Genomic DNA, 19,987 nt, shown 5'->3' with positions numbered 1-19,987 from the left:
TAAGAAGAAAACGAAATATTAATCAAGAAAAACAATAACTTTAACGCGATGTAAGTCTACTATTCCTGACCAAAAAACTACTTAACTCTGGGGGGTCAATTTGCAGCGCTGATAGGGGGTCAATTTGATCGCTATATGCATTAACATTGACACCTATTGCATTGATTTGCTGGTGAATTTGAGAAAGCTCTTCAAGAACAAAGTCTAGACTCCTATCATAGGTAGTTATTGTGACTTTCCTCTTTGAAAGAATATCCCTGATCAGACTGCTCATGGTTTGATTTTGAGATTTGGATAAAAGGGTTAATAATTCCTGAAACTTAGTTTCTGAAATCCGGCTTTCAATTCTTCTTGGATAGCCCTTTATAGTATTTTTGTTTGTTGTCATAATTGATGATTTAATGATTGTGAGCTTACGAGTTCCGAGTAAAACATCCCGTGACTTTGGAACAAATGGGATGGGAAAGATGGAATGTCGTAGACATTCCTACATCTTGCTAACTGCTCTATGGCACAGTTAATCGCCTTTCGGCCTCTCTTTAGACGAATTAAATTTTTAGAGATAGAATCCCTTAAAATGAATTCGAGGACAGGTATAAACATTTAGGAAATCAATTATGAAAATCTCAATTATCAAGGTTCCAAAGCCATTGCCTAGCCGCTGCTTTCCAGTCAAGAATCGGGGCACCTATATCTGACCTCCATCCCAATGCTTCATAATAAAAAAAGAAAAGCTCAGCTTCTTCGACTGAAGAATCCCGCTCTAGAAAGAACGATTTAATCAATTCAAGATTCGGAGAAGATTCCAATACCACATCCTGATTTTTGTAAAGCTTTGATGTTTTCATGATATCCTACTTATTGGTTAGGATATAAAATTTGAAAACAAAAAAATGAAACGATCAGTATTTATACCCAAAGCGGGAAATAAAAAAATTGGTCTCGAATACAAATATTCGCAATGAAATAGAACGAACCCTAGTAAGGAAAAAACAAAGCTAATAATCTTCAAATTTAAGGTACATATCAATAGTATTTTTTAAGATAAGGGTATTTAGGTTTATAGAGTTGATCCACTTTCGCAGAGTCTTTTTCATAATAAAATTCATTCTTTGGAATTTGATAATCTTGCTTCAATTCTCTAAAAACTTGTAATAATCCACCACCAGAACTATTATAAAACATCGCCCCACCAGATCCATTTGGAATCACTCTCTCTAAAAATTGACCAAAGCCTCCTTTACCCTGAGTTGGGATATATTTGTACACAGCTTTCATCACAGAAGTATTTTTTATAATACTTTGCTCTAGTTGACTTCTTTCAACAGGAGAAGAAAGAATTCTCCTCTTAAACTCTGATTCTGACGGAAAGGGACGAACCTCAATCAAAGTCAGATCTGTTTCCTTGGGAACCAAATATATAACTGGAGGTAAATCATCAGTATCCACACGTAACTCTACTATCTCGTAAGCAATGTGACTAATTTTTATAGTCACATCATCCTCAAGTAGTAGTGAAAACTCACCATTACTTTTAGATATAGCCTGGTCTCTTTGATAAAATATATGGACACCTTCAACAGGTAAGCCAGTACTAGCGTCCATGACCTTAGCTTTCCATGTAACTTCATTATTCAAACTGAAAAGCCAAAAGCTAATCCATAAAACTTTAAGCATCTTGAATCAATTTTTCTTCAAGATGCAGATATTCAATTATTGATAGTTCCTGTTTTCTTGTATCAAGTCATTTCTTTAACCTTTTATAAGAAAAAATTGAGAGATTTAAGAATGTTTAAATTTCATTGGATGCAAAACAATAATTCATATCCATTTCATCTGCCCCCATTATATACCATGTTGTGAACTTTGAAAAATTCATCCTATTAGTTTGGTATTTCAAAAAAACATATCAATAGCACAAAAATGATTCAGGTTGATTTGATCACAAAAAAAGACTTAGATGAATTAAGGTTGAAAATCTTTGAAGACCTTCAAAAGCTCCTCTCACCCAAAAAGCAAGAAGTTAAAGATTGGTTGAAAAGTGGGGAAGTAAGGAAAATCCTTCAGATTTCTGCTGGTTCTCTCCAAAACTTGCGAATTAATGGCTTTTTGAACCCAAAGAAAATTGGAGGGACCTACTATTACAGAAAAGCAGAAATAGAAAAGCTTTTCAAAGAATAAAAAACTAGAATTTATATGAAAACCCCACAGCCACTTCCTAAGGAGATTTTCTTGATTTTTCAGAAAGTAATAGCAGAGCCTTCCTTTTACCCTTCACACTTATCAATTTGCATGGCTTTAATCAACGAATTCATAAAAAGTGGTGAAAACCCTTGCTTTAGAATAACAAGAAGAAGGGTGATGAAACTCTCTCAAATTAAATCTTTAAGTACCTATCACAAATGCATCAAAGAGTTGGTTAATAAGAAGGTCATTATATACAGATCTTCCTTTCACCCAAAACTTGGTAGCGAAGTTCAATTTATATTTTGATTAACTTCTATAAGCTTACTTAAGCTTCTATTATTAAAGATGTTATCATTTTTCTAGTTTGGCTTTGAGCACCATCATTTCTTCACTTATTTTCTTATCAAGTATTTTAGCATAATATTGGGTTTGCTTGAGTGAGCTAGGGCCAATCATTTTCGACATAGTCTCCATAGGTACTCCGTTTCCTATAGTTACTGTTGTTGCAAATGTATATTGGGCAATATGAAAGGTCAGCTACTTATGAATACCACAAAGGTCTGCTACTTCTTTTAAGTAAGTATTCATCTTTTGATTGATTAAAGTAGGTAAAAGCAATTTATCCGAAACACTTTTTGGGTGATCTATATACTTTTCTAAAATACTGAGTACCTCAGGTAGTAATGGAATTCTTACAGAGGAATCTGTCTTTTGCCATTTACTGACTATCCATTTGTTCTTGATTAGAATTAGTCATCTTTTTTAATATTTGTTGGACTATGACCAAAATGCTTTTTAAAGACTTTACCAAAATAGGCAACATCTTGAAAGCCTACCTCAAAAGCAACATCAGCAACCCTATACTTACCTGATGCTAACATTTTCATTGCTCTTTTCATCCTACTTTCTTTAATTAAATCTGATGGGGTAAGGCCTGTTAAAGCTTTGACTTTTCTAAATAGGTGAACCCTACTCAAGCCTACTTTGTCTCCTAGAAAATCTACAGTTAAATTTGGTTGGCCAATATTCTGGTCAATCAATTGACTTAGCTTTTGCATCAATTGCTCATCTTGACTATTAGCTTGAATATGTGGATCTGAAGTTTCTGTAATTCCTCTAAATTTCTTCTGAATTAAAACCCTATTATTAATCAGATTTTTAACTTTAATTTTTAATTCTTGAACATTAAATGGCTTGCTTATATAATCGTCAGCACCATATTCAAGCCCTTCAATCCTATGATGCTGCGCATTTTTTGCAGTCAATAAGATGACAGGAATATGATTCAATGATTCGTTATTTTTAATTTGATTACAAAGTTCAAATCCATCCATTTCAGGCATCATAACATCAGAGATAATCACGGCAGGATCAGATTTAAGTGCTTTATTGAATCCTGATCTTCCATTTTTTGCAGTAATCACATCATATTCGGATTTAAATTGATCTTTTAAAAATCTTCTTAATTCTACACTATCCTCTACAATTAATAAAGTTAGCTTTTGCTTTTGCCTTTCTTCTAAACTCCCCGCTAATGTAGTATGTTGATATTCTAATGGAATAGGTTTAACGAAAGGAATAACGTTTTCCTGAATCAATTCTTTCTGGTCGTAGATCTTTCTTGGTATTTCTATAGTAAAGGCTGTTCCTTCGCCTTGCTTACTTCTAACCTTTATATCTCCACCAATGACTTTTACCAAAGAATAAGTAAGTGATAATCCAATTCCAGCACCATATTGATCTTTACCTTCTTTAAAAAATCTATCAAATATTTTTGGCAATGCTTCCTCACTAATCCCTCTACCGTTATCTTGAATTATAATATCGAAGCTACCATTATTTTCTCTTACTATCAATTCAATTTCTCCTCCTTCTGGTGTAAATTTAAATGCATTAGAAAGTAAATTAAAGATTATTTTCTCGATTTTATCCTGATCTAATATTATAGGTCTCTCCGATAGTTCATGGACATTATCTGAAATCCTGATCTTCTGTTTATCTGCTAAGCCTTTGAAACTATCTATAATTTCAGTCAAAACTGCTTTTAAAACTATAGGTTTGTCATTCACTTGGTGATGACCAGTTTCAATTTCTCTAATTTCGAGTATTTGATCGATTAAGTGAAGTAATCTTTTGGCATTAAAAAACATTATTTTCAGCCTACTCTTTAACCAAGAATCACCAGTTCCTCTCGAAAGTATTTCTTCCAAAGGGCTCAAAATCAATGTAAGTGGAGTTCTAAACTCGTGAGAAACATCGATGAAATATTTAAGCTTGAGATCATGAACCTCTTTCCATTTTTCCTTTTCAATTTGCTCAAATAATAAATTATTTTTCATTTCGATACTTTTGACCGCATTCCTTCGGATTAACCAAAATCCTGATAATATCAAAAGTGCATAAATTAATATAGCCCACCAGGTCTTCCAGGGTGGTGGTAATATGACTATTTCCAGGCTTGCAGGGATATCATTCCATACTCCATCATTATTACTGCCTATGACCTGAAAAGTGTAAACTCCATCCGGTAAACTTGTATATGTTACAGACCTTCTTTCTCCAGCATTTACCCAATCCTGATCAAAGCCTATTAGTTGATATTTATACTGGTTATTTTCTGGCCTAATAAAATTCAAGGCAGCAAAATCTATTGAAAAAATTGATTGAAAATATGTAAGTGTTATTTTCTTAGTTTGGTAAATATTGGTACTCAGGATTTTTGTTTCATCTTCAGGGCTTACTTTTCTGTTAGATACAAAAAGGTTTGTGAAGGTAATAGGAGGAACAAATTGATTGTCTTTTAAAGTAATGGGATTAAATCTCACATAACCATTAATCCCTCCAATTAGAAATTCACCAGTTTGAATTTTCAGAAAAGCTCCTTCATTCATTTCGGTCAATGGAAAGCCAGATGAATAATTGTAATTTTTAAATTGGGTCTCTAGATGATCTTTGCCAAGCTTACTAATCCCGTTAAAACAAATAAACCATAGATTATTAAAATCGTCTTCAACTGTTCCAAAGACTACATCACTGGAAAGTCCGTTACCTGTGTGATACCTTGAGAATTTCTGCGAGTTTGGATCATATTTGATAATTCCTTCTCCGTTTGAAGCTAGCCAAACTTTACCTTCATGATCTAAGTAAGCATGGTTGATTTCATCCATTTGTATATTAACTCCCTCAATTTCAATACGCTCTATATTTTCAAATATTCCATTCTTATGATCAAAAATAACCAGCCCCTTTCCTTTGGTTGAAAGCAAAATCTTACTATTGTCCAGAACTGAGATAAATTTGACAGGGTAATTTCTCAAAAACCGCTGTAACTCTTCCATACCAAGTGAGTTTTTGAATAATCTATCAGTCAAATCAAAATAAAATAAACCACCTCCACTATCGGTACCTATCCAGATTCCCTTATCTGCATCTAGGAGCATGTGATTGATGATTGCATTTTTTAAGAATTGAAATTCAGACTGAAAAGATGATGGGTAACTTTTAAAATTTCCAGTTTCTTTATTGAACAATTGCAAGCCTTCTCTAAAAACACCTAACCATATATTTTGTACCTGATCAACTAGAATAGATTTGATGGTTCCAGAGGGTTTATAAGATTGATGTAAATCAGTCAATCCATCATAAAAATTTAATCCACCTCTTTCGGTACCTATCAATAATTCGCCTGAATTCAAAGTTGCAAAACTACCAACTACATCATAACTCAATGAACCAGAGACTCCAGGTTTATAATATTGATGATTGAATCTTTGAAGGTTGGAATCATAGAGACTAATGCCTCCTTGATATGTCCCTATCCATATTGAGCCCTTTCTATCTTTTAAAAGTGAACGAATACTACTATGAGATAGACTTTTTGGATCTGAAACACGAGGTAAAACCTGAATTAATTGCTGATTTGGATATAAGATGTTTAGCCCATCAAATGTCCCAATCCAAATTGCTCCATCTGAATCTTTAAGCAAAGCGCGGATATTATCATTCGAAATCCTTTTATCCAAATTTGACTGCGAATTGTATTGGTTTAGAAGTTTTCCTTCTAGGCTAAAAAGTAGGAGACCATCTCCGTATGTTCCAAGCCACAAAGAATCTTGAGAAACTAAAATAGATTCGATTCTAGATTCAAAATCTTTTGGAGTTTCAAGTTCAACTTTACTCAATTTAAAATTAGAATCCACTTTATGCAAAGTCGTTCTCGAAGCTCCAACATAGATATTACCAATCTCGTCTGAGGCCAATGAACTAACCATGCCTAAAAGTTGAAATGCAGAATTCCCTGCTCTATGAAAAGATTCCTTTTCAGGATCAAAAAGAAATAAGCCGTAGCGCCCACCAACCCATATTTGATCTTTTTTATCAATTAAAAGTGCATTAAATAACGTGAATTCAAATTGATCTTTTGGAAGTTCATAATTTAGAAAACCATCACTTGTTCTATCAAAAAAGCTTAATCCATTTTCTGTAATCACCCAAATATTACTCTTCGAATCTTCTTGGATTTCAGTAATAGTGTTCCCTCCTAGACTAGTAATATCATTTGCTCGATGTCTATAAGTTTCAAATGCATATCCATCATATTTATTTAATCCATCTCTAGTTCCAATCCATAAAAATCCGAAAGAATCCTGAAATATACTCAAAACACTACTTTGAGAAAGCCCTTGTTGTACCCCTATCCTATCAAACTTCATTTCGATATTGGCACTAGGTTGACCTGATGCTGTCCCATTAAATGCACCAAATATAAAAAAAAGTGCAATAGCAAATAGGCGAATTACTTTCATGAAGTTAAGTTATCAATTTGAGTGGAAAATTACATCAACAGATTTTATCAAAAGAAATTATATATTACTTTTATGTTGCTTTTTAGATTTTGAAAAATACAGATTTAATCGAATTCTATTCGATTCAGTCTTAATTCTGAGCTTCATCTTCTGTTTTAAAAAATTCAAAAATAGATAATGAAGAAACTTAATTTTGCTGTACTTCTGGGTTTGCTTTGGTTCATTCCAAATGTATCATCATTTGGTCAGGGTAGATCTACAATTTCTGTAAACTCTCATTGGAAGTTTCAGAAAGGAAACTTTAATCCTTCAAATATCCACTTTGAATCGGAAAAGTGGCCAATCATTCACCTTCCTCATACATGGAATGACAAAGACGTTTTACCTGATGGGGAAAGGGGTTACTATCGAGGTGAGGCTTGGTATTTCAAAGAGCTTAACATTTCAGCTGATCAAGATTTAAGCAATTACTTCATCCATTTTGAAGGTGCCAATCAAGAAACAACCCTTTATATAAATGGTCATCTGGTTGGGATGCATGCAGGAGGATATTCTGCTTTCAGGTTTGATATAACAGCATATGTAAAAGAAGGTAAGAATCAGATAGCTGTTAAAGTAGACAATACTCATAATCCTGATATTCCACCTCTATCAGCTGACTTTACGTTTTTTGGAGGCATCTATAGAGATGTATGGCTGATTGAGACGGCCAAAGTTCATTTTGATATGGAAAACTACGGAAGCGACGGAATATTCATTCATACGCCTAATGTATCTTCTGAAAGTGCCGAAATAAAAATATTGGGAGCCATTCAAGCAGCTCTTGGACAAATAGAAAGTAATAAAATTACGCTATCCTTTAAAATCAAACATCCTCAAAAAGGAATTATTTATCAAAATGAAACAGATTTAGAGCTTCAATCAAGTAAAAAGGAGATCTCATGGGAAACCATACATTTGAATACACCAGATCTTTGGTCTCCCGAGTCCCCCACTCTATATCAATTGGAGGCAACAATTTACCAAAAAGAAGTAGTCTTAGATCAACTTAATATTCCATTTGGCTTAAGATTTTTTCATTTCGACCCCGAAAAAGGTTTTTTTCTCAATGGTAAACAAACCAAACTGATGGGAGCGAATAGACATCAAGATTATATAGGTCAAGGAAATGCCCTTAGTGATGAATTACATTGGTCTGATATGAAAGCGATCAAAGATATGGGAGGCAATTTTGTGAGATTAGCGCATTACCCTCAAGATCCTGCCATACTAAGAGCCGCAGATGAATTGGGATTGATGGTATGGGAAGAAACTCCTTTAGTCAACGAGGTAACGAAGTCAAAAAAACATGATCTCAATTCAGAAATAATGTTAAAAGAAATGATTCGTCAGCATTATAATCATCCATCAGTAATCATTTGGGGTTATATGAATGAAATATATTGGGCTCATCGATTTATAGATCCTGAAATTGTAGACGCACAGACAACTCATTCTGTAGAGTTAGCAGAAAAGCTAGAAAAAATTGCAAGAGAAGAAGATCCATATAGATACACAGCAATGGCGCTACACAACTATCCGCTTTATGAAAGTTCTGAAATTGCTAATATTCCTCAGATAGTCAGCTGGAACTTATATCATGGCTGGTATTATGATGAATTTGAAGACTTTGGGAAATTCATGGACGAGCAACATGAAAAGTATCCAGATCGAATTCACTTCATAAGTGAATATGGTGCAGGAAGCGATACAAGATTACATAGTCTTAAACCCGAAAAATTTGACTTTACAATAGAAGGACATAAAAGATTTCTAGAAAGTTTTTTGAAACAGATCTATACAAGGCAATACATTTCAGGAGCTACAGTGTGGAACTTGATTGACTTTAGCTCCGAAAGAAGAATAGATTCTAATCCACATCTGAATAATAAAGGAATCATGACAAGTGAGCGGGTTCCAAAAGATGTATACTATTTATTTCAAGCCTATCTCTCGAATAATCCAATCCTAAAAATAGCAGAAACAAATTGGAAAAACCGATCTGTTCTGTCAGAAGATGGTAATACATCTATTTTACCTATACAAGTTTATTCCAATTTAAATGAAGTGGAACTATACCATCAAGGCAAATCATTGGGGACTTTAAAGCCAAAGGATAATCAAGCTACTTGGGAGGTTGAATTTAAAAAAGGAATAAATAGTTTCACCGCTAAAAACAAAGCTGGGGAAGAAATATTGGATTACATAGAAATTGATTTTTTACCTGTCCCGATAGATTTATCGAAAACTAACCTTGACAGGCTTTTTATCAACTTAGGAAGCAACCATAGTTTTTTTGATGCTAAGGGAAAAGTGACCTATATCCAAAGTAAACCATATGAAAAAAATAGCTGGGGTCACATTGGAGGAGCACCCCTTTATATTGCCAATAAAATTGGCACCAAAGAAGATATATTAACTACTGATGATTTTGTTCCACTTTATCAAACTATGCAAGAAGGCATTGATGGCTTTAAAGCAGACCTTCCCGATGGAGATTATATAATTGAGTTGTGGATGGTAGAACCCTTCCCAAAATCAAGGAAATTTGTAGATGGGGTAGAATCTCCAGAACATCCTGGAGGTCAGCGGATTTTTGATATTGTAATCAATGATAAAGTCATTTTTAAAAATTTGGACTTACTAAAAGAATACGGGTATAATTACCCATTTAAAGAAAAAGTTAAAGTGCAATTGAAAGATGGCAAAGGTCTTGAAATTAGTTTTGTGTCAAAAAAAGGAAAGCCTATACTTAGTGCTTTAAGTATTCAAAAACAATAAATACAACTAGTAAAATCCCTTGACAATTATAACACAAGTGTCAAGGGATTTCATTTTATTAATTCGATAATTGCAAACTGATACTTTCCATTCATTGAAACTGACAATTGATCCCCAGAAATTTTTATCTGATCACTATTGACATTTAGTGCGGTAGCCTTTGCATACTTTCTTGGTAGAATATAGGTAAATGCATCACTTTCTGAAGCTTCCTTATATACAAGTAAATAATCTTGACTTTCTTGAGGAGTTTGAATCCAAAAACCTGACCAAGCAAATCCCGAAGGCTCTAAACCAATGGGTAAAACCACATTTTGATGCCAATTTTCTGAAATCTTCCTATATTGTTCAGTAAGCCTTGAAACTTCTTTGACACCATAGTTGAGAGAGGACAATTCCATCCAAGCTAATGGTTGAGCTGCCCACGTACTTACATAGGCATATTCAACCCCTACATTATTGGGTGAGTGGATATCAGTTTTCTGATATCTATTTTGATTTCTAAACACATTCAACCATTCAATTTGAAGCTTACTACTTGGAACATAAGCAGCAAGCAGCCAAAGATTTCTTAATGTTCTATAAGGAAAATAATTCCCCCAATCAGTATACCTATTTTCGAGAAAAATATTACCATATTCTTGCATGAAATGGTATCCTATTCTTTTACCTGCTGTCACGTCTAAATTAAATGTGACTTGACCATCAGTAGCTTGCATTACCTTGTCAAAAAAATTTCTCACGTTATTTTCTGATTGCTTATTACCTAGCTCTAAACCATCAATTTTGAATACTGTAATACCATATTGATTGTAATAATCAACTAATATGTCTGCATCACTTTCCCAATTTTTATAATTTTCTGATTTACTTGGGTTAAACCAAAGACATAATTTCACGTCTTTTAATTTAGCCTCTTCTATGATTTTTGAAAACCCATTAGGGAATCTTTCTCGATGTGGCTGCCAATCTTCTACACTCCAATCGTCCCATTTTAGTCCAGACTTTGAAGCAGAGTTTTTAGATAATCCTTGCTGCCATCCATCATCAAGTTGTAGATGGGTCATTCCAATTTTTGAAGCATAATCAATTTCTTTTAAAATAAATGACTCATTCATTCTTCCATCCTTACTTCTATCACCCCATGTATTTGCTAAAAGCATGGCATCTCTTTCTTTTACGTACCTTCTGATTTGCATTTGATAGTTCAACCAATCCTTTTGCTCTTCAAATTGATCTCTAAGAGTAATATTTCTAGTGTATGCATACACCGGAGTCCAAGAATCTGACTGTAACTCTTTTGGGGTTATTCCGAAGCCACTTACCCCTGCCCCCCAATCAAAAATTGTAAAATCAAACCCAGGGTAATTATTTTGTGACCAATTTATTGGTGATTCTTTCAGTAACCACATAGAATAAGGTTGATCATCAGATCTTACGATTAGCATATTCCCTTGCTCTCGTTGTGGCTGCCTAAACGGTTTGATAAAAGATTTCCTAACCGGTTGATCATGATAATCTGTAGCTTCTTTAAAATTGACAACTTCATATGAGGCATGTAGACCGAGTCCCGGCAGAATCCCAATTCTAGATAGCGATTCAGTACCTATTGATATATTTTCTATCATTGGACTTCCTTCAGAAGCCTCTCTTTCCCAAATATGATTTCTTGTATTTCCCTTTAAAAAGATTTGATGCTGAACTGCACCCGAATTGACAAACATTTTTAAATGATATTTCAAAAGCATATCTCCATACGTAGCTGTCAATTCCACAAGAAGAAATTCATTTTCAATTTCAAAATTCTTTTTATACGAAAATTCTGTACTTATTTTTTTAAAATCTGGGTTTAATTCACTGATCAAAAAATCAGGTCGAGGATGTTGGATTTGATGGATAATGTTTTTATCGAGCAAACTCATCTCTATAAGTTGAAGACTACCATCCCATAAATAAGTATGAGAAGAATAACTATTGAAAAGCTTAATGGTATCTCCATTTATGATTACCTGAGGTTTAATGCTATTTTGAGCAACAACATTAGAATAATAAAGAAATAATAGAATGATTATACAAAATGATCTAAGTTTCATTGCTGTGGAAGTCTTTCTATGAGTTGCTTATCGCCATTAGTAAGCTTCTTGATCTCAAAGCTGTCAAATAAATCTCCATTCGTCTTGTATGTATCAAAGAGAATTGATTCTTTTTGGACTGTAACTATTTGATAAGTTTGTAAGTTTTCTGCTTTCTTTTGCATCCAAGGATGATTACCCAATGGATACATTTTTCTACCTGCAACAGATACTACATATACTGTTCCTGTATATTCATTCCATTGATCCAATCCAGAAATGACTTCATTCCCTCTTCCATATACATGGTCATGTCCTTGCAAAACAAGATCTACTTGATATCGATCTAAAATAGGTTTCCAGTTTTTCAAAACTCCTTCATTTATCCTTCCACTCGCCCCTGAAACTACAGGATGGTGAAACATGATTATTGTCCAATTTTTTTCATTATTCTCAAGTATCTTTTCTAACCAAGAGGCTTGAATTTCCAGTTTTTCATTAGAATTTAGAAAAATGAATTTACAGTTTCCGTAATCAAAATAGTAAGCTTGATTACGAAGTTCGGAAGGACCATTTTTAGGAAAATTAAAATGTGCATCCCAAAATGGGCTCAAGCCTAGCTTATTCCCATCATCATCTTTAATATATTCATGGTTTCCTGGGACTATAACTTGTGGTATTTTTTGGATTATCGGACTGGCTGCATGAAACCATTCTGCCCATTCATAATCATTTTGAGAATGATTAATCAAATCTCCAACATGCAGTATCATCGTCGAATTCGACGCTTGTTTATATGCATTATGAATAACTCTAGACCATAAAGGTAGTAGGTCATTTTGTGCATCTCCAAGATAAATAAATTGAAAGTCTCCATTTTGTGATTCAACTTCAAAATCAAACCAAGGCGACCAAAAACCTTCATATCCTACTCTATAACTATATTTTTTTCCTTTTTCTAAATCATGCAATTTGATTTGATGATAATAGGCACTATCGTTTTGTAGGTTTACAAAAAGTTTGGATTCAGCTTTAAAATTTAACTTTTTTTTATAAAAGTCAACTGATCCATCCTGTTCAGAAATCTCGATATATTGTTCTTTAGCAGTTGTATCAGTACGCCAATTGATTAATCTTTCACTTTCTGTATTGCTTCCTAAAGACAAAATTATTCTATCTGGCACTACACCTGCCTTGTAAGGTATCAATAAATTCTCTGGAGGTGTGTTTTTTTCAATACTTTGTCCGTAAGCAAAGCATAGATTAATCATGAAAAAAACAATCAATGATACTCGCATATTTTATTAAAAGACAATAAGTGAAATAGGTTAATTTTAAACACAAAAAGGCAAGCAACACTATAAAAAAGTGTGGCTTGCCATTGTTATTAGTATTGAATTATCTAATAGACCCATCAGGGTTTTTAACCCACCCAGAAGTCCAATCATTTGAGCTATTCTGAACTGCTCCAACAAATGCAGCAGAAGAAAATCCAGATATGCTGCTTGGGTTAAATTGAGAAGTTTGAGCTGATGTAGGTATAAAACTATTTGTTCCAATCCCAGCAATTGAAGTCAAAATAGGTTGACCCCCTTCTAAGCCAGTGACATTATTAAAGAATGGGTTTTGAAAAACTCCATCCCCATCAACAAAACCTCTAAAAGGGTTACCATTAGAAGTATCATCTCTATAAGGGTCTGTTGGTACATTGAAAATAAAGCTATATGCAAATACTGTCTCACCTTCAAGGTCTGTTATGTTCACATTATCGTTTAATCTTAGTCCTCTTCTTGGGAAGTCTGCGATAATGGAATTATAGACTTTCCCGCTGCTATTCGCTCTCAACCTTATACCTGATGTGTTAGAAGCATCGGATCCTGGGCCAATAACTGTGAAATTAGCTAAGACAGGTGAGGATGTTTCTCTAATATCAATTTCTGAATTATCCCCCCAAGTTCTGCTAATCATTGCAATACCAAACTGCATATTACCTGCATAAGCATCTCCAATTCTAAATCCTCCACCTTCACAATCGGTAGTTACCAAATAACTCATATTTACTGTTCCATCAGTTGGCATAATTCCCTCTCCGGCAGCTCTAAATACTTGGATATGATCAATTGTTGTACCACTACCTACATTCTGTAATCTGAAATTCCTTGCATTTCCATATTCAAACCTGATAAATTGGTAGGTACCGCTATCAGAGGTACCTCCACTGCCTCTAATATTAAAAACACCCCAATCACCAGAATCTTCGGTATCTGTTAACGTATTAGCTGAAGTAAAAACTACTGGATTTTGTGCAGTCCCTATGATTTCTGCTGATGCTCCATCGTTGATAACTATATCAGTTAAAGTCCCATTTGGACTAGCGATGTAAACATTTACACCTTCTTGAACTGTAAGAGTTGTACCTGCAGAAAAACTCATAGTTGCCCCTACATAATAATTTCTCCCAGATACGAATCTAACATCCTCCTCAAATATTCCATCAGATGGAATATCTACTTCAAAAAGTGTTTCTCCACCTACTGTTATCGTATTATAAGCAAGAGTCACTACTGTCAAGCCAACTCTTTCAGATCCTGTTCCTTGAGTATTAAAAACGGCAAATTCAAATTCAAACTCTTCACCTTCCGTCGCTGTATTAGGAATTGATTGGTTGGAGTAAGTGAAAGTAGTTGCTGTTGCTTGCAAGGGTACTACCTCTAATACACCTCCATCCCTGTAAACTACTAGTTCTCTATTGTTCCCATCCGTATTCAAATTCAACGTCACGTTGATCGTTTGACCTCTTCTTACCTCAATTGAATTTCCTCCTTCAATGGATATTGTAGGTGTTGGTAGTTGAGGCTCTTCATCATCACTACAAGAAGTAAAGACGAATGAAAGCATCACAAAGACCATTACAAGTTTGGTCATTAACTGCAGTTTAAAATGTTTCATAGCATTATCATTTTTGGTTTATAATATTATTATCTGATTGATCCATCTAGATTTTTGAACCATTCACCATCGGCAGTCCAATCATTTTCTGGGGAGACTGCGCCTGCAAAAGGAGCTGCATCAAAGAAGCTACCTAAACCTGTAGGATTGAAACTTGTAGGTTCTATTCCAACAAAATTGCTAAGTGAAATCCCTTCCACTTCATTTTCAGTCACATTAAATGAAGGATCCTGAGCAAAGACTGGAGCATCTTGCTCAAAATTTCTTCTATTACTGAAAGAAAAGGTGTTTCCAAGGATCATATTTTGACCCAAATCAGCTAGTGGTAAATCTTCAATTCTAACCCCATCATCTGGGAATTCTGTCACTATCAAATTTTGTAAAATGCCTCTTGCTCCAGTTCTAATCCTAACTCCCCTCCTAGTTCCATTTGATACACCATCTTGAAATCCATTTCCAATCAATGTGACATTTGAAATTCGAAATGTGGTTCTTGGCTGTGTTTCAAAAAAACCATCATTATTTCTCATTTCAAGTGATCTTGCAATATTCCAAAAATTAACAGGTACTAAAGTTGCTTGTCTATCAGTTTGAAACACCCAAAATTGTCCATTACCTTGCCAACCTTCATCACACCAAATTCCATAACCTCCGTGACCAATTCCTGCAAGATATTTGAAGCTGACACGACCGCCACGGACTCGTACAGCTATATTTTCATTCCTAAACACTTGAAGGTTTTGTACTATAGTCTGCGAACCGACACCAAAAAAATGAACACCATGAAAGCCTAATTTACCAGCAAATTCAACTCTTACATACTTTAAAACACCTGAATTATCATTAGGCCGATTACCTCCATATCGATAGCCATCGACTATAACTGTGCCACCCGCATTACTCGGTGCGTTGCCCAATAAATAAATCCCTCCCCAATCGTCTGGTTCAGGTGTTTGATTGAGCAAAACTTTATCACTAGTAAATACGATCGGTTCATCTTTAGTACCTTCTGCAATGATCCTAGAATCTCTAAAAATGGCTAACTGAGAAAATTCATTCGGATTACTATAAGTTCTAAAGTAGACAGTTGAACCAGCATCAATAGTTAAAGTTGAACCGTTCTCAACAGACAATATACTATCGATCAAATAAGTCCTTTCCTTTTCAAACTTGTAATCGTTATTGAGTTTACCTTTGATAACTGTAACATCTACACCATTAATTAATTCCTGGACCTCAGAAAAAGTAGCTCTGATCAATACAGACAAATCAAATCTTGCAGATCTTTCTTGTCTATCGGTTACTATAAACTCAAATTCATTAGTTGATCCAATTTCTTGGTTTTGAGGCACAGTGTAGTCAAAAACATAAATTGAAGAGATTTCAGAAGTATAATTTACTTCATCTATAATTTCTCCATCTCTTAAAACCAAGAAGTTATTGAGACCACTAGAGGCTTGGACATTAAATTCCAAATAAATATCATTTCCAGGTTCTTGTATTATTTGAGTTGCTGTAGGTGTTCTCAAAACAAGTGAAGGAGCTGGTAATTCGAATGGCTCTTCTCTTTCACAAGAGAATAAACAAGTTAGGCCTATTAATAGAATGAATATATTAATTAACTTTTTCATCTTATTTAAAATCTAAATCCTACTCCTACTCTGGTCCACCAACCGAAATATGCAATTCTCGAAATTCTACTTCGATCGCCCTGATATCTAATACTTGGAGAATTTGTGATATTCACCCATTCTCCAAATAGTCTCCAACGACTATTTAAATTATAATTCGCACTTGCATCAAGTTGAAGTCTTTGTTCTTGAATAATATCATCCTGTCTTTGAGATGCCAAAGAGCTTACAAAATCACCATTATAATTTGCCATTATCCTACCTGTAAACTTTCCAAAATCTCCAGATAAGGCCGTATTGAAAGTATGTTGAGCTTGTCCTGGCAAGGAAATATTTCTACGATCCTGAGTAAAGGCATCAGAATAAGCATATGTATAATTGGCATCTATGTTAAGATTGCTGAGCACGCCAGGCAAAAAGTCTAAAGCTCTAACAAAATTCACTTCTATTCCACCAACTTTTGCATTTTCTCCATTTTGTTCCTGCCTAAAAATAAAGCCTTGAGTCCCTGGATAACCAGGGAAGTCTTCTAATAAAGAAGGATCTATTCTAGAGAATTGGAATTGATCTATATCTTTAAAGAATGCTCCAACAGAGAATATTCCAACATTTGCAAAATAATGCTCGTACATCAAATCAAAATTAATAGCTCTTGCAGGTTGTAGGTCTGGATTTCCTAGCCTTAAAGTGATGGCATCAGCATCATAATTGACAAAAGGGACTATATCTACAAAATTTGGTCTAGCATAATTAACAACAGCAGAAAATCTCAATGCACGAAATTTATCTAAATTATACTTGACATGAAGATTTGGTAATAGAAATCCATAATCTGTTCCTCCCCTTAGCGGTGTACCTTGTACATCAGTACCTACCCTAAAAACTTCAAAAGCGTCGTATACAACTTGATTAAATTCATATCTCAATCCCGCCAAAAACATCCAATTATTTAATTGAAGTCTAGTCATTGCATAACCTGCGTAGATATCTTCAAAAGCATCATAAGTATCACTCAAAGACAATCTTCTAGAATCCCAAGCATCATCACCCTCGGTCAGAAATAGCCTATTAGCATTGATATACGACTGAAAATTATTACGACCAATCAAAGGCCCAAATCTATAACTATCATTCATGAAGCTAATGGGTTGACTGCCACTCAGTACCCTTAAAAATGCCTCAGTGGTATTAATTAGTCCATTTGGATCATTAAATCTAAGCACTCTATTGTCTCTGAACTTTGAATTAGTCTGAGACCTGATTTTGCCACCGAATTTAAAATACCCTTGATTTCCCGATCCAAAAGTAAAATTTCTAATTAAATCTACCCTTGTCACTAAATTTGTCGCATCAGTAGTTTCGAAATCCTCTTCATACCTTCTAAAATCACTGTAAAAAAAAGGGTCATAAAAACTTTGTTCATTGCTAGCAGATCTAAATTGTGGCACATCTGCATAAATACCACTTAGATTATCTGTTACAATCCCCACATTATCTTGGGCGAAATCCCCTCTATCAGAGCTAAAAGTTCTATTGGAAATCGTATAATAGGCAGACCAATCAATTTTCCATAAGCCTAAGGTATGGAACCCTTGTAAATTAAAACTTTGGTTTGTTTTTAGTTCATCAAAAATATTGATATCTCGTCTTATTCTACCATTTGTTATCGAATCTAGCCTTTGAAATGTAGAACCACTTCTATCCATATCAAAGCGTAATCTATTTCGCAAATCATTATCCTCTCTCCTGTTGTACATGTAGTTGAATACAACTTCATGGTTTGAGTTGAATTTATAATCAAAAGTTGCTGTAGCACCTATCCTTTCTCTTTCATTGATAGTACTTCTAAACTGATAATTTGACATCACTATTTGAGGCTCTTCCATGTTCCCTACAGGTCTTGGAATTCCTTGCCATGTTGCATCAATTCTATCCTCAGAATTATTTGTACTATAATAACTTGCTCCCAAAATTACACCTAGTTTACCTTCAGGAACTTTATTAGAAGAGAAAAATCGTTTGTCTAATCTGATTTTACCTATCCCATTTAATCCTCCAGAGAGATCATTGTAGCCAAGTGCCGACTCTGCCCTTACAGCCAAATCTAACTTTCTTGCAACTGGAGTTCTTAAATTGATCACCCCACCTATAGCATCTCCATCCATATCCGATGTAGGTGCTTTGGTAATTTCCATACTTGAAAGCTGATCGGCAGGAATCAAATCGAGCGCCTCATTTCTAGAACCATCTTGTTGGACTGAAGGAATTTGTTCTCCATTAATTTGAATGGCTGTAAAATGTTGTGGTGTTCCTCTTATACTGACTGTTGACCCCTCTCCTTTATCCCGTTGAATATTTACACCAGGCACTCTTTGCATGGCTTCTGCCACATTTAAATCAGGGAACCTACCTATTAGGTCTGCTGAAATCACATTTTTGATATTATCTGCTGTTCTTTGTTGATTAAATGCTCTCTGCTGTCCCTCTAAACTAGCCCTTACTTCAAAAACATCAAGATTTTGCGCATCTGCTCCCAATTTTATTGTTCCTATATTGTTTTCTTGATTTTCAATATTTATTGTTAGCCTTTTGGTTTCATAACCTAAGTAGCTAATTAGTAGAACCTGTTCTCCACCGGCACTAGTTACCATAGTAAAATCACCTGACAAAGAAGTAGCAACGCCTGAAAACCCTCCTTCAAAAATGATACTTGCACCAAAAAGAGGCTCATTTGTTTCACTGTCTACTACTTTACCTTTGATAGTAAAGTTTTGTGCAGCAATTCCTCCATATAAGAAAAGGCAAAAGAGAAAAGGTAGAATTTTGGGCTTCATGGACTTTAGAAAATAATTGTTAGCATCAACAAGAATACCAGAAAGAGAAGTCCGAAAACAACTTCTCTCACCTGGTAGATCTTGAGCTTTTTTGATTTTGAAATTTTCTTAAACTTCAACTTCTATTGATTTATTTACTGCATCAAAGTTGGAAAATACTTTACTCCTTATTCTTGTGAGATTGTTTCAAATACTAGGTAAAAATGTTACAATAGCCTGAAATAGTAAATGGAAGCGTTTTTTTCATTGGGCAATCAATGTTTTTTTTCTAATTAAAAATCTAAATACTGCATTAACTTCATCAAAAGGAATTACACCCCCAATGATAAAAATAGCAACATCAATCATTGAACAGATTCAGACGCAAAAACTTATAGCTAGGTAAAAGTACGCCTAATAACCTTTTTCACTTCTATGATTTCTTTTTCCTTTAACTTAACAAATACTATTTTGAAGAAAGCGGTTAGTCAATTTTTTTCTAAATCTATTACTTGCTACTTTTAATAGATTTAAACACCATTTTCGCAGGGGAGGAAGTGAATGCTTCAGAATTTCACGAAGGAAAATCATGAAGCATTCACAGGTAAAGTCTCTTGGTACTTATTACAAATGCATGAAAGAATTGGTAAGAAAGAAATTAATCACTTATAACCCTTCATATCATCCTAAACTTGGTAGTGAAGTTAGTT

Annotated in this window: 12 protein-coding genes; 2 read left to right on the top strand and 10 right to left on the bottom strand. The window is 34.3% G+C overall.

Features of this window, described 5'->3' with window-relative positions; genetic code table 11:
- Positions 1 to 40 precede the first annotated feature (40 nt).
- From BW935_RS15440 to BW935_RS15430, 3 genes are all read right to left on the bottom strand, one after another.
- Positions 41 to 388 carry a plasmid mobilization protein gene (locus tag BW935_RS15440; RefSeq protein ID WP_076502687.1) on the bottom strand — a complete coding sequence of 116 codons (348 nt, stop codon included), beginning with the start codon at positions 386 to 388 and terminating at the stop codon, positions 41 to 43.
- 238 nt (positions 389 to 626) lie between these two features.
- Positions 627 to 848 carry a hypothetical protein gene (locus BW935_RS15435; RefSeq protein WP_076502686.1) on the bottom strand — a complete coding sequence of 74 codons (222 nt, stop codon included), beginning with the start codon at positions 846 to 848 and terminating at the stop codon, positions 627 to 629.
- Between the two features lie 178 nt (positions 849 to 1,026).
- Positions 1,027 to 1,677 (bottom strand): hypothetical protein, encoded by a 651-nt coding sequence (locus BW935_RS15430; protein WP_076502685.1) that lies wholly within the window; start codon positions 1,675 to 1,677, stop codon positions 1,027 to 1,029.
- Between the two features lie 246 nt (positions 1,678 to 1,923).
- On the opposite strand from BW935_RS15430, the gene BW935_RS15425 reads away from it, so the two are divergent.
- Entirely contained in the window at positions 1,924 to 2,181 is a 258-nt protein-coding gene (locus BW935_RS15425) for a helix-turn-helix domain-containing protein (RefSeq protein ID WP_084565968.1), read from the top strand.
- Positions 2,182 to 2,538: 357 nt separating this feature from the next.
- Here the strand turns inward: BW935_RS15425 and BW935_RS18790 are convergent, their stop codons facing one another.
- Together BW935_RS18790 and BW935_RS15410 are read right to left on the bottom strand one after the other, a co-directional pair.
- Positions 2,539 to 2,661: a hypothetical protein gene (locus BW935_RS18790; RefSeq protein WP_262484372.1), complete on the bottom strand. Its 123-nt coding sequence runs from the start codon at positions 2,659 to 2,661 to the stop codon at positions 2,539 to 2,541.
- A 275-nt stretch (positions 2,662 to 2,936) separates the two neighbouring features.
- A complete protein-coding gene (locus BW935_RS15410; RefSeq protein WP_076502684.1) occupies positions 2,937 to 6,992 on the bottom strand; it encodes a hybrid sensor histidine kinase/response regulator transcription factor in 4,056 nt (1,351 codons plus the stop codon).
- 177 nt (positions 6,993 to 7,169) lie between these two features.
- On the opposite strand from BW935_RS15410, the gene BW935_RS15405 reads away from it, so the two are divergent.
- Positions 7,170 to 9,812, top strand: a complete 2,643-nt coding sequence (locus BW935_RS15405) for a glycoside hydrolase family 2 (protein WP_076502683.1) — start codon at positions 7,170 to 7,172, stop codon at positions 9,810 to 9,812.
- A 50-nt stretch (positions 9,813 to 9,862) separates the two neighbouring features.
- Here the strand turns inward: BW935_RS15405 and BW935_RS15400 are convergent, their stop codons facing one another.
- The 5 genes from BW935_RS15400 to BW935_RS15380 all read right to left on the bottom strand — a co-directional run bounded on the left by BW935_RS15400 (position 9,863) and on the right by BW935_RS15380 (position 19,298).
- The gene (locus BW935_RS15400; RefSeq protein ID WP_175606681.1) at positions 9,863 to 11,734 is read right to left on the bottom strand and encodes an alpha-galactosidase; all 1,872 of its coding nucleotides are present in this window, start codon (positions 11,732 to 11,734) and stop codon (positions 9,863 to 9,865) included.
- Between the two features lie 167 nt (positions 11,735 to 11,901).
- Positions 11,902 to 13,155 (bottom strand): purple acid phosphatase family protein, encoded by a 1,254-nt coding sequence (locus BW935_RS15395; protein WP_175606680.1) that lies wholly within the window; start codon positions 13,153 to 13,155, stop codon positions 11,902 to 11,904.
- Between the two features lie 127 nt (positions 13,156 to 13,282).
- A complete protein-coding gene (locus tag BW935_RS15390; RefSeq protein WP_084565966.1) occupies positions 13,283 to 14,809 on the bottom strand; it encodes a hypothetical protein in 1,527 nt (508 codons plus the stop codon).
- A gap of 53 nt (positions 14,810 to 14,862) precedes the next feature.
- Positions 14,863 to 16,464, bottom strand: a complete 1,602-nt coding sequence (locus tag BW935_RS15385) for a hypothetical protein (protein WP_076502679.1) — start codon at positions 16,462 to 16,464, stop codon at positions 14,863 to 14,865.
- Positions 16,465 to 16,469: 5 nt separating this feature from the next.
- The gene (locus tag BW935_RS15380; protein WP_076502678.1) at positions 16,470 to 19,298 is read right to left on the bottom strand and encodes a TonB-dependent receptor; all 2,829 of its coding nucleotides are present in this window, start codon (positions 19,296 to 19,298) and stop codon (positions 16,470 to 16,472) included.
- Positions 19,299 to 19,987: the final 689 nt, after the last annotated feature.

Origin of the sequence: Belliella pelovolcani (assembly GCF_900156785.1) — a bacterium.
Lineage (GTDB): Bacteria > Bacteroidota > Bacteroidia > Cytophagales > Cyclobacteriaceae > Belliella > Belliella pelovolcani.
Note: the sequence above shows the minus strand (reverse complement) of the source record. Positions and strands in the feature narration are given on the sequence as shown.

Coding starts and splice junctions, on each gene's coding strand:
- BW935_RS15440 (WP_076502687.1), bottom strand. CDS start 388: ATGACAACAAACAAAAATACTATAAAGGGCTATCCAAGAAGAATTGAA.
- BW935_RS15435 (WP_076502686.1), bottom strand. CDS start 848: ATGAAAACATCAAAGCTTTACAAAAATCAGGATGTGGTATTGGAATCT.
- BW935_RS15430 (WP_076502685.1), bottom strand. CDS start 1,677: ATGCTTAAAGTTTTATGGATTAGCTTTTGGCTTTTCAGTTTGAATAAT.
- BW935_RS15425 (WP_084565968.1), top strand. CDS start 1,924: ATGATTCAGGTTGATTTGATCACAAAAAAAGACTTAGATGAATTAAGG.
- BW935_RS18790 (WP_262484372.1), bottom strand. CDS start 2,661: ATGGAGACTATGTCGAAAATGATTGGCCCTAGCTCACTCAAGCAAACC.
- BW935_RS15410 (WP_076502684.1), bottom strand. CDS start 6,992: ATGAAAGTAATTCGCCTATTTGCTATTGCACTTTTTTTTATATTTGGT.
- BW935_RS15405 (WP_076502683.1), top strand. CDS start 7,170: ATGAAGAAACTTAATTTTGCTGTACTTCTGGGTTTGCTTTGGTTCATT.
- BW935_RS15400 (WP_175606681.1), bottom strand. CDS start 11,734: ATGAGTTTGCTCGATAAAAACATTATCCATCAAATCCAACATCCTCGA.
- BW935_RS15395 (WP_175606680.1), bottom strand. CDS start 13,155: ATGATTAATCTATGCTTTGCTTACGGACAAAGTATTGAAAAAAACACA.
- BW935_RS15390 (WP_084565966.1), bottom strand. CDS start 14,809: ATGACCAAACTTGTAATGGTCTTTGTGATGCTTTCATTCGTCTTTACT.
- BW935_RS15385 (WP_076502679.1), bottom strand. CDS start 16,464: ATGAAAAAGTTAATTAATATATTCATTCTATTAATAGGCCTAACTTGT.
- BW935_RS15380 (WP_076502678.1), bottom strand. CDS start 19,298: ATGAAGCCCAAAATTCTACCTTTTCTCTTTTGCCTTTTCTTATATGGA.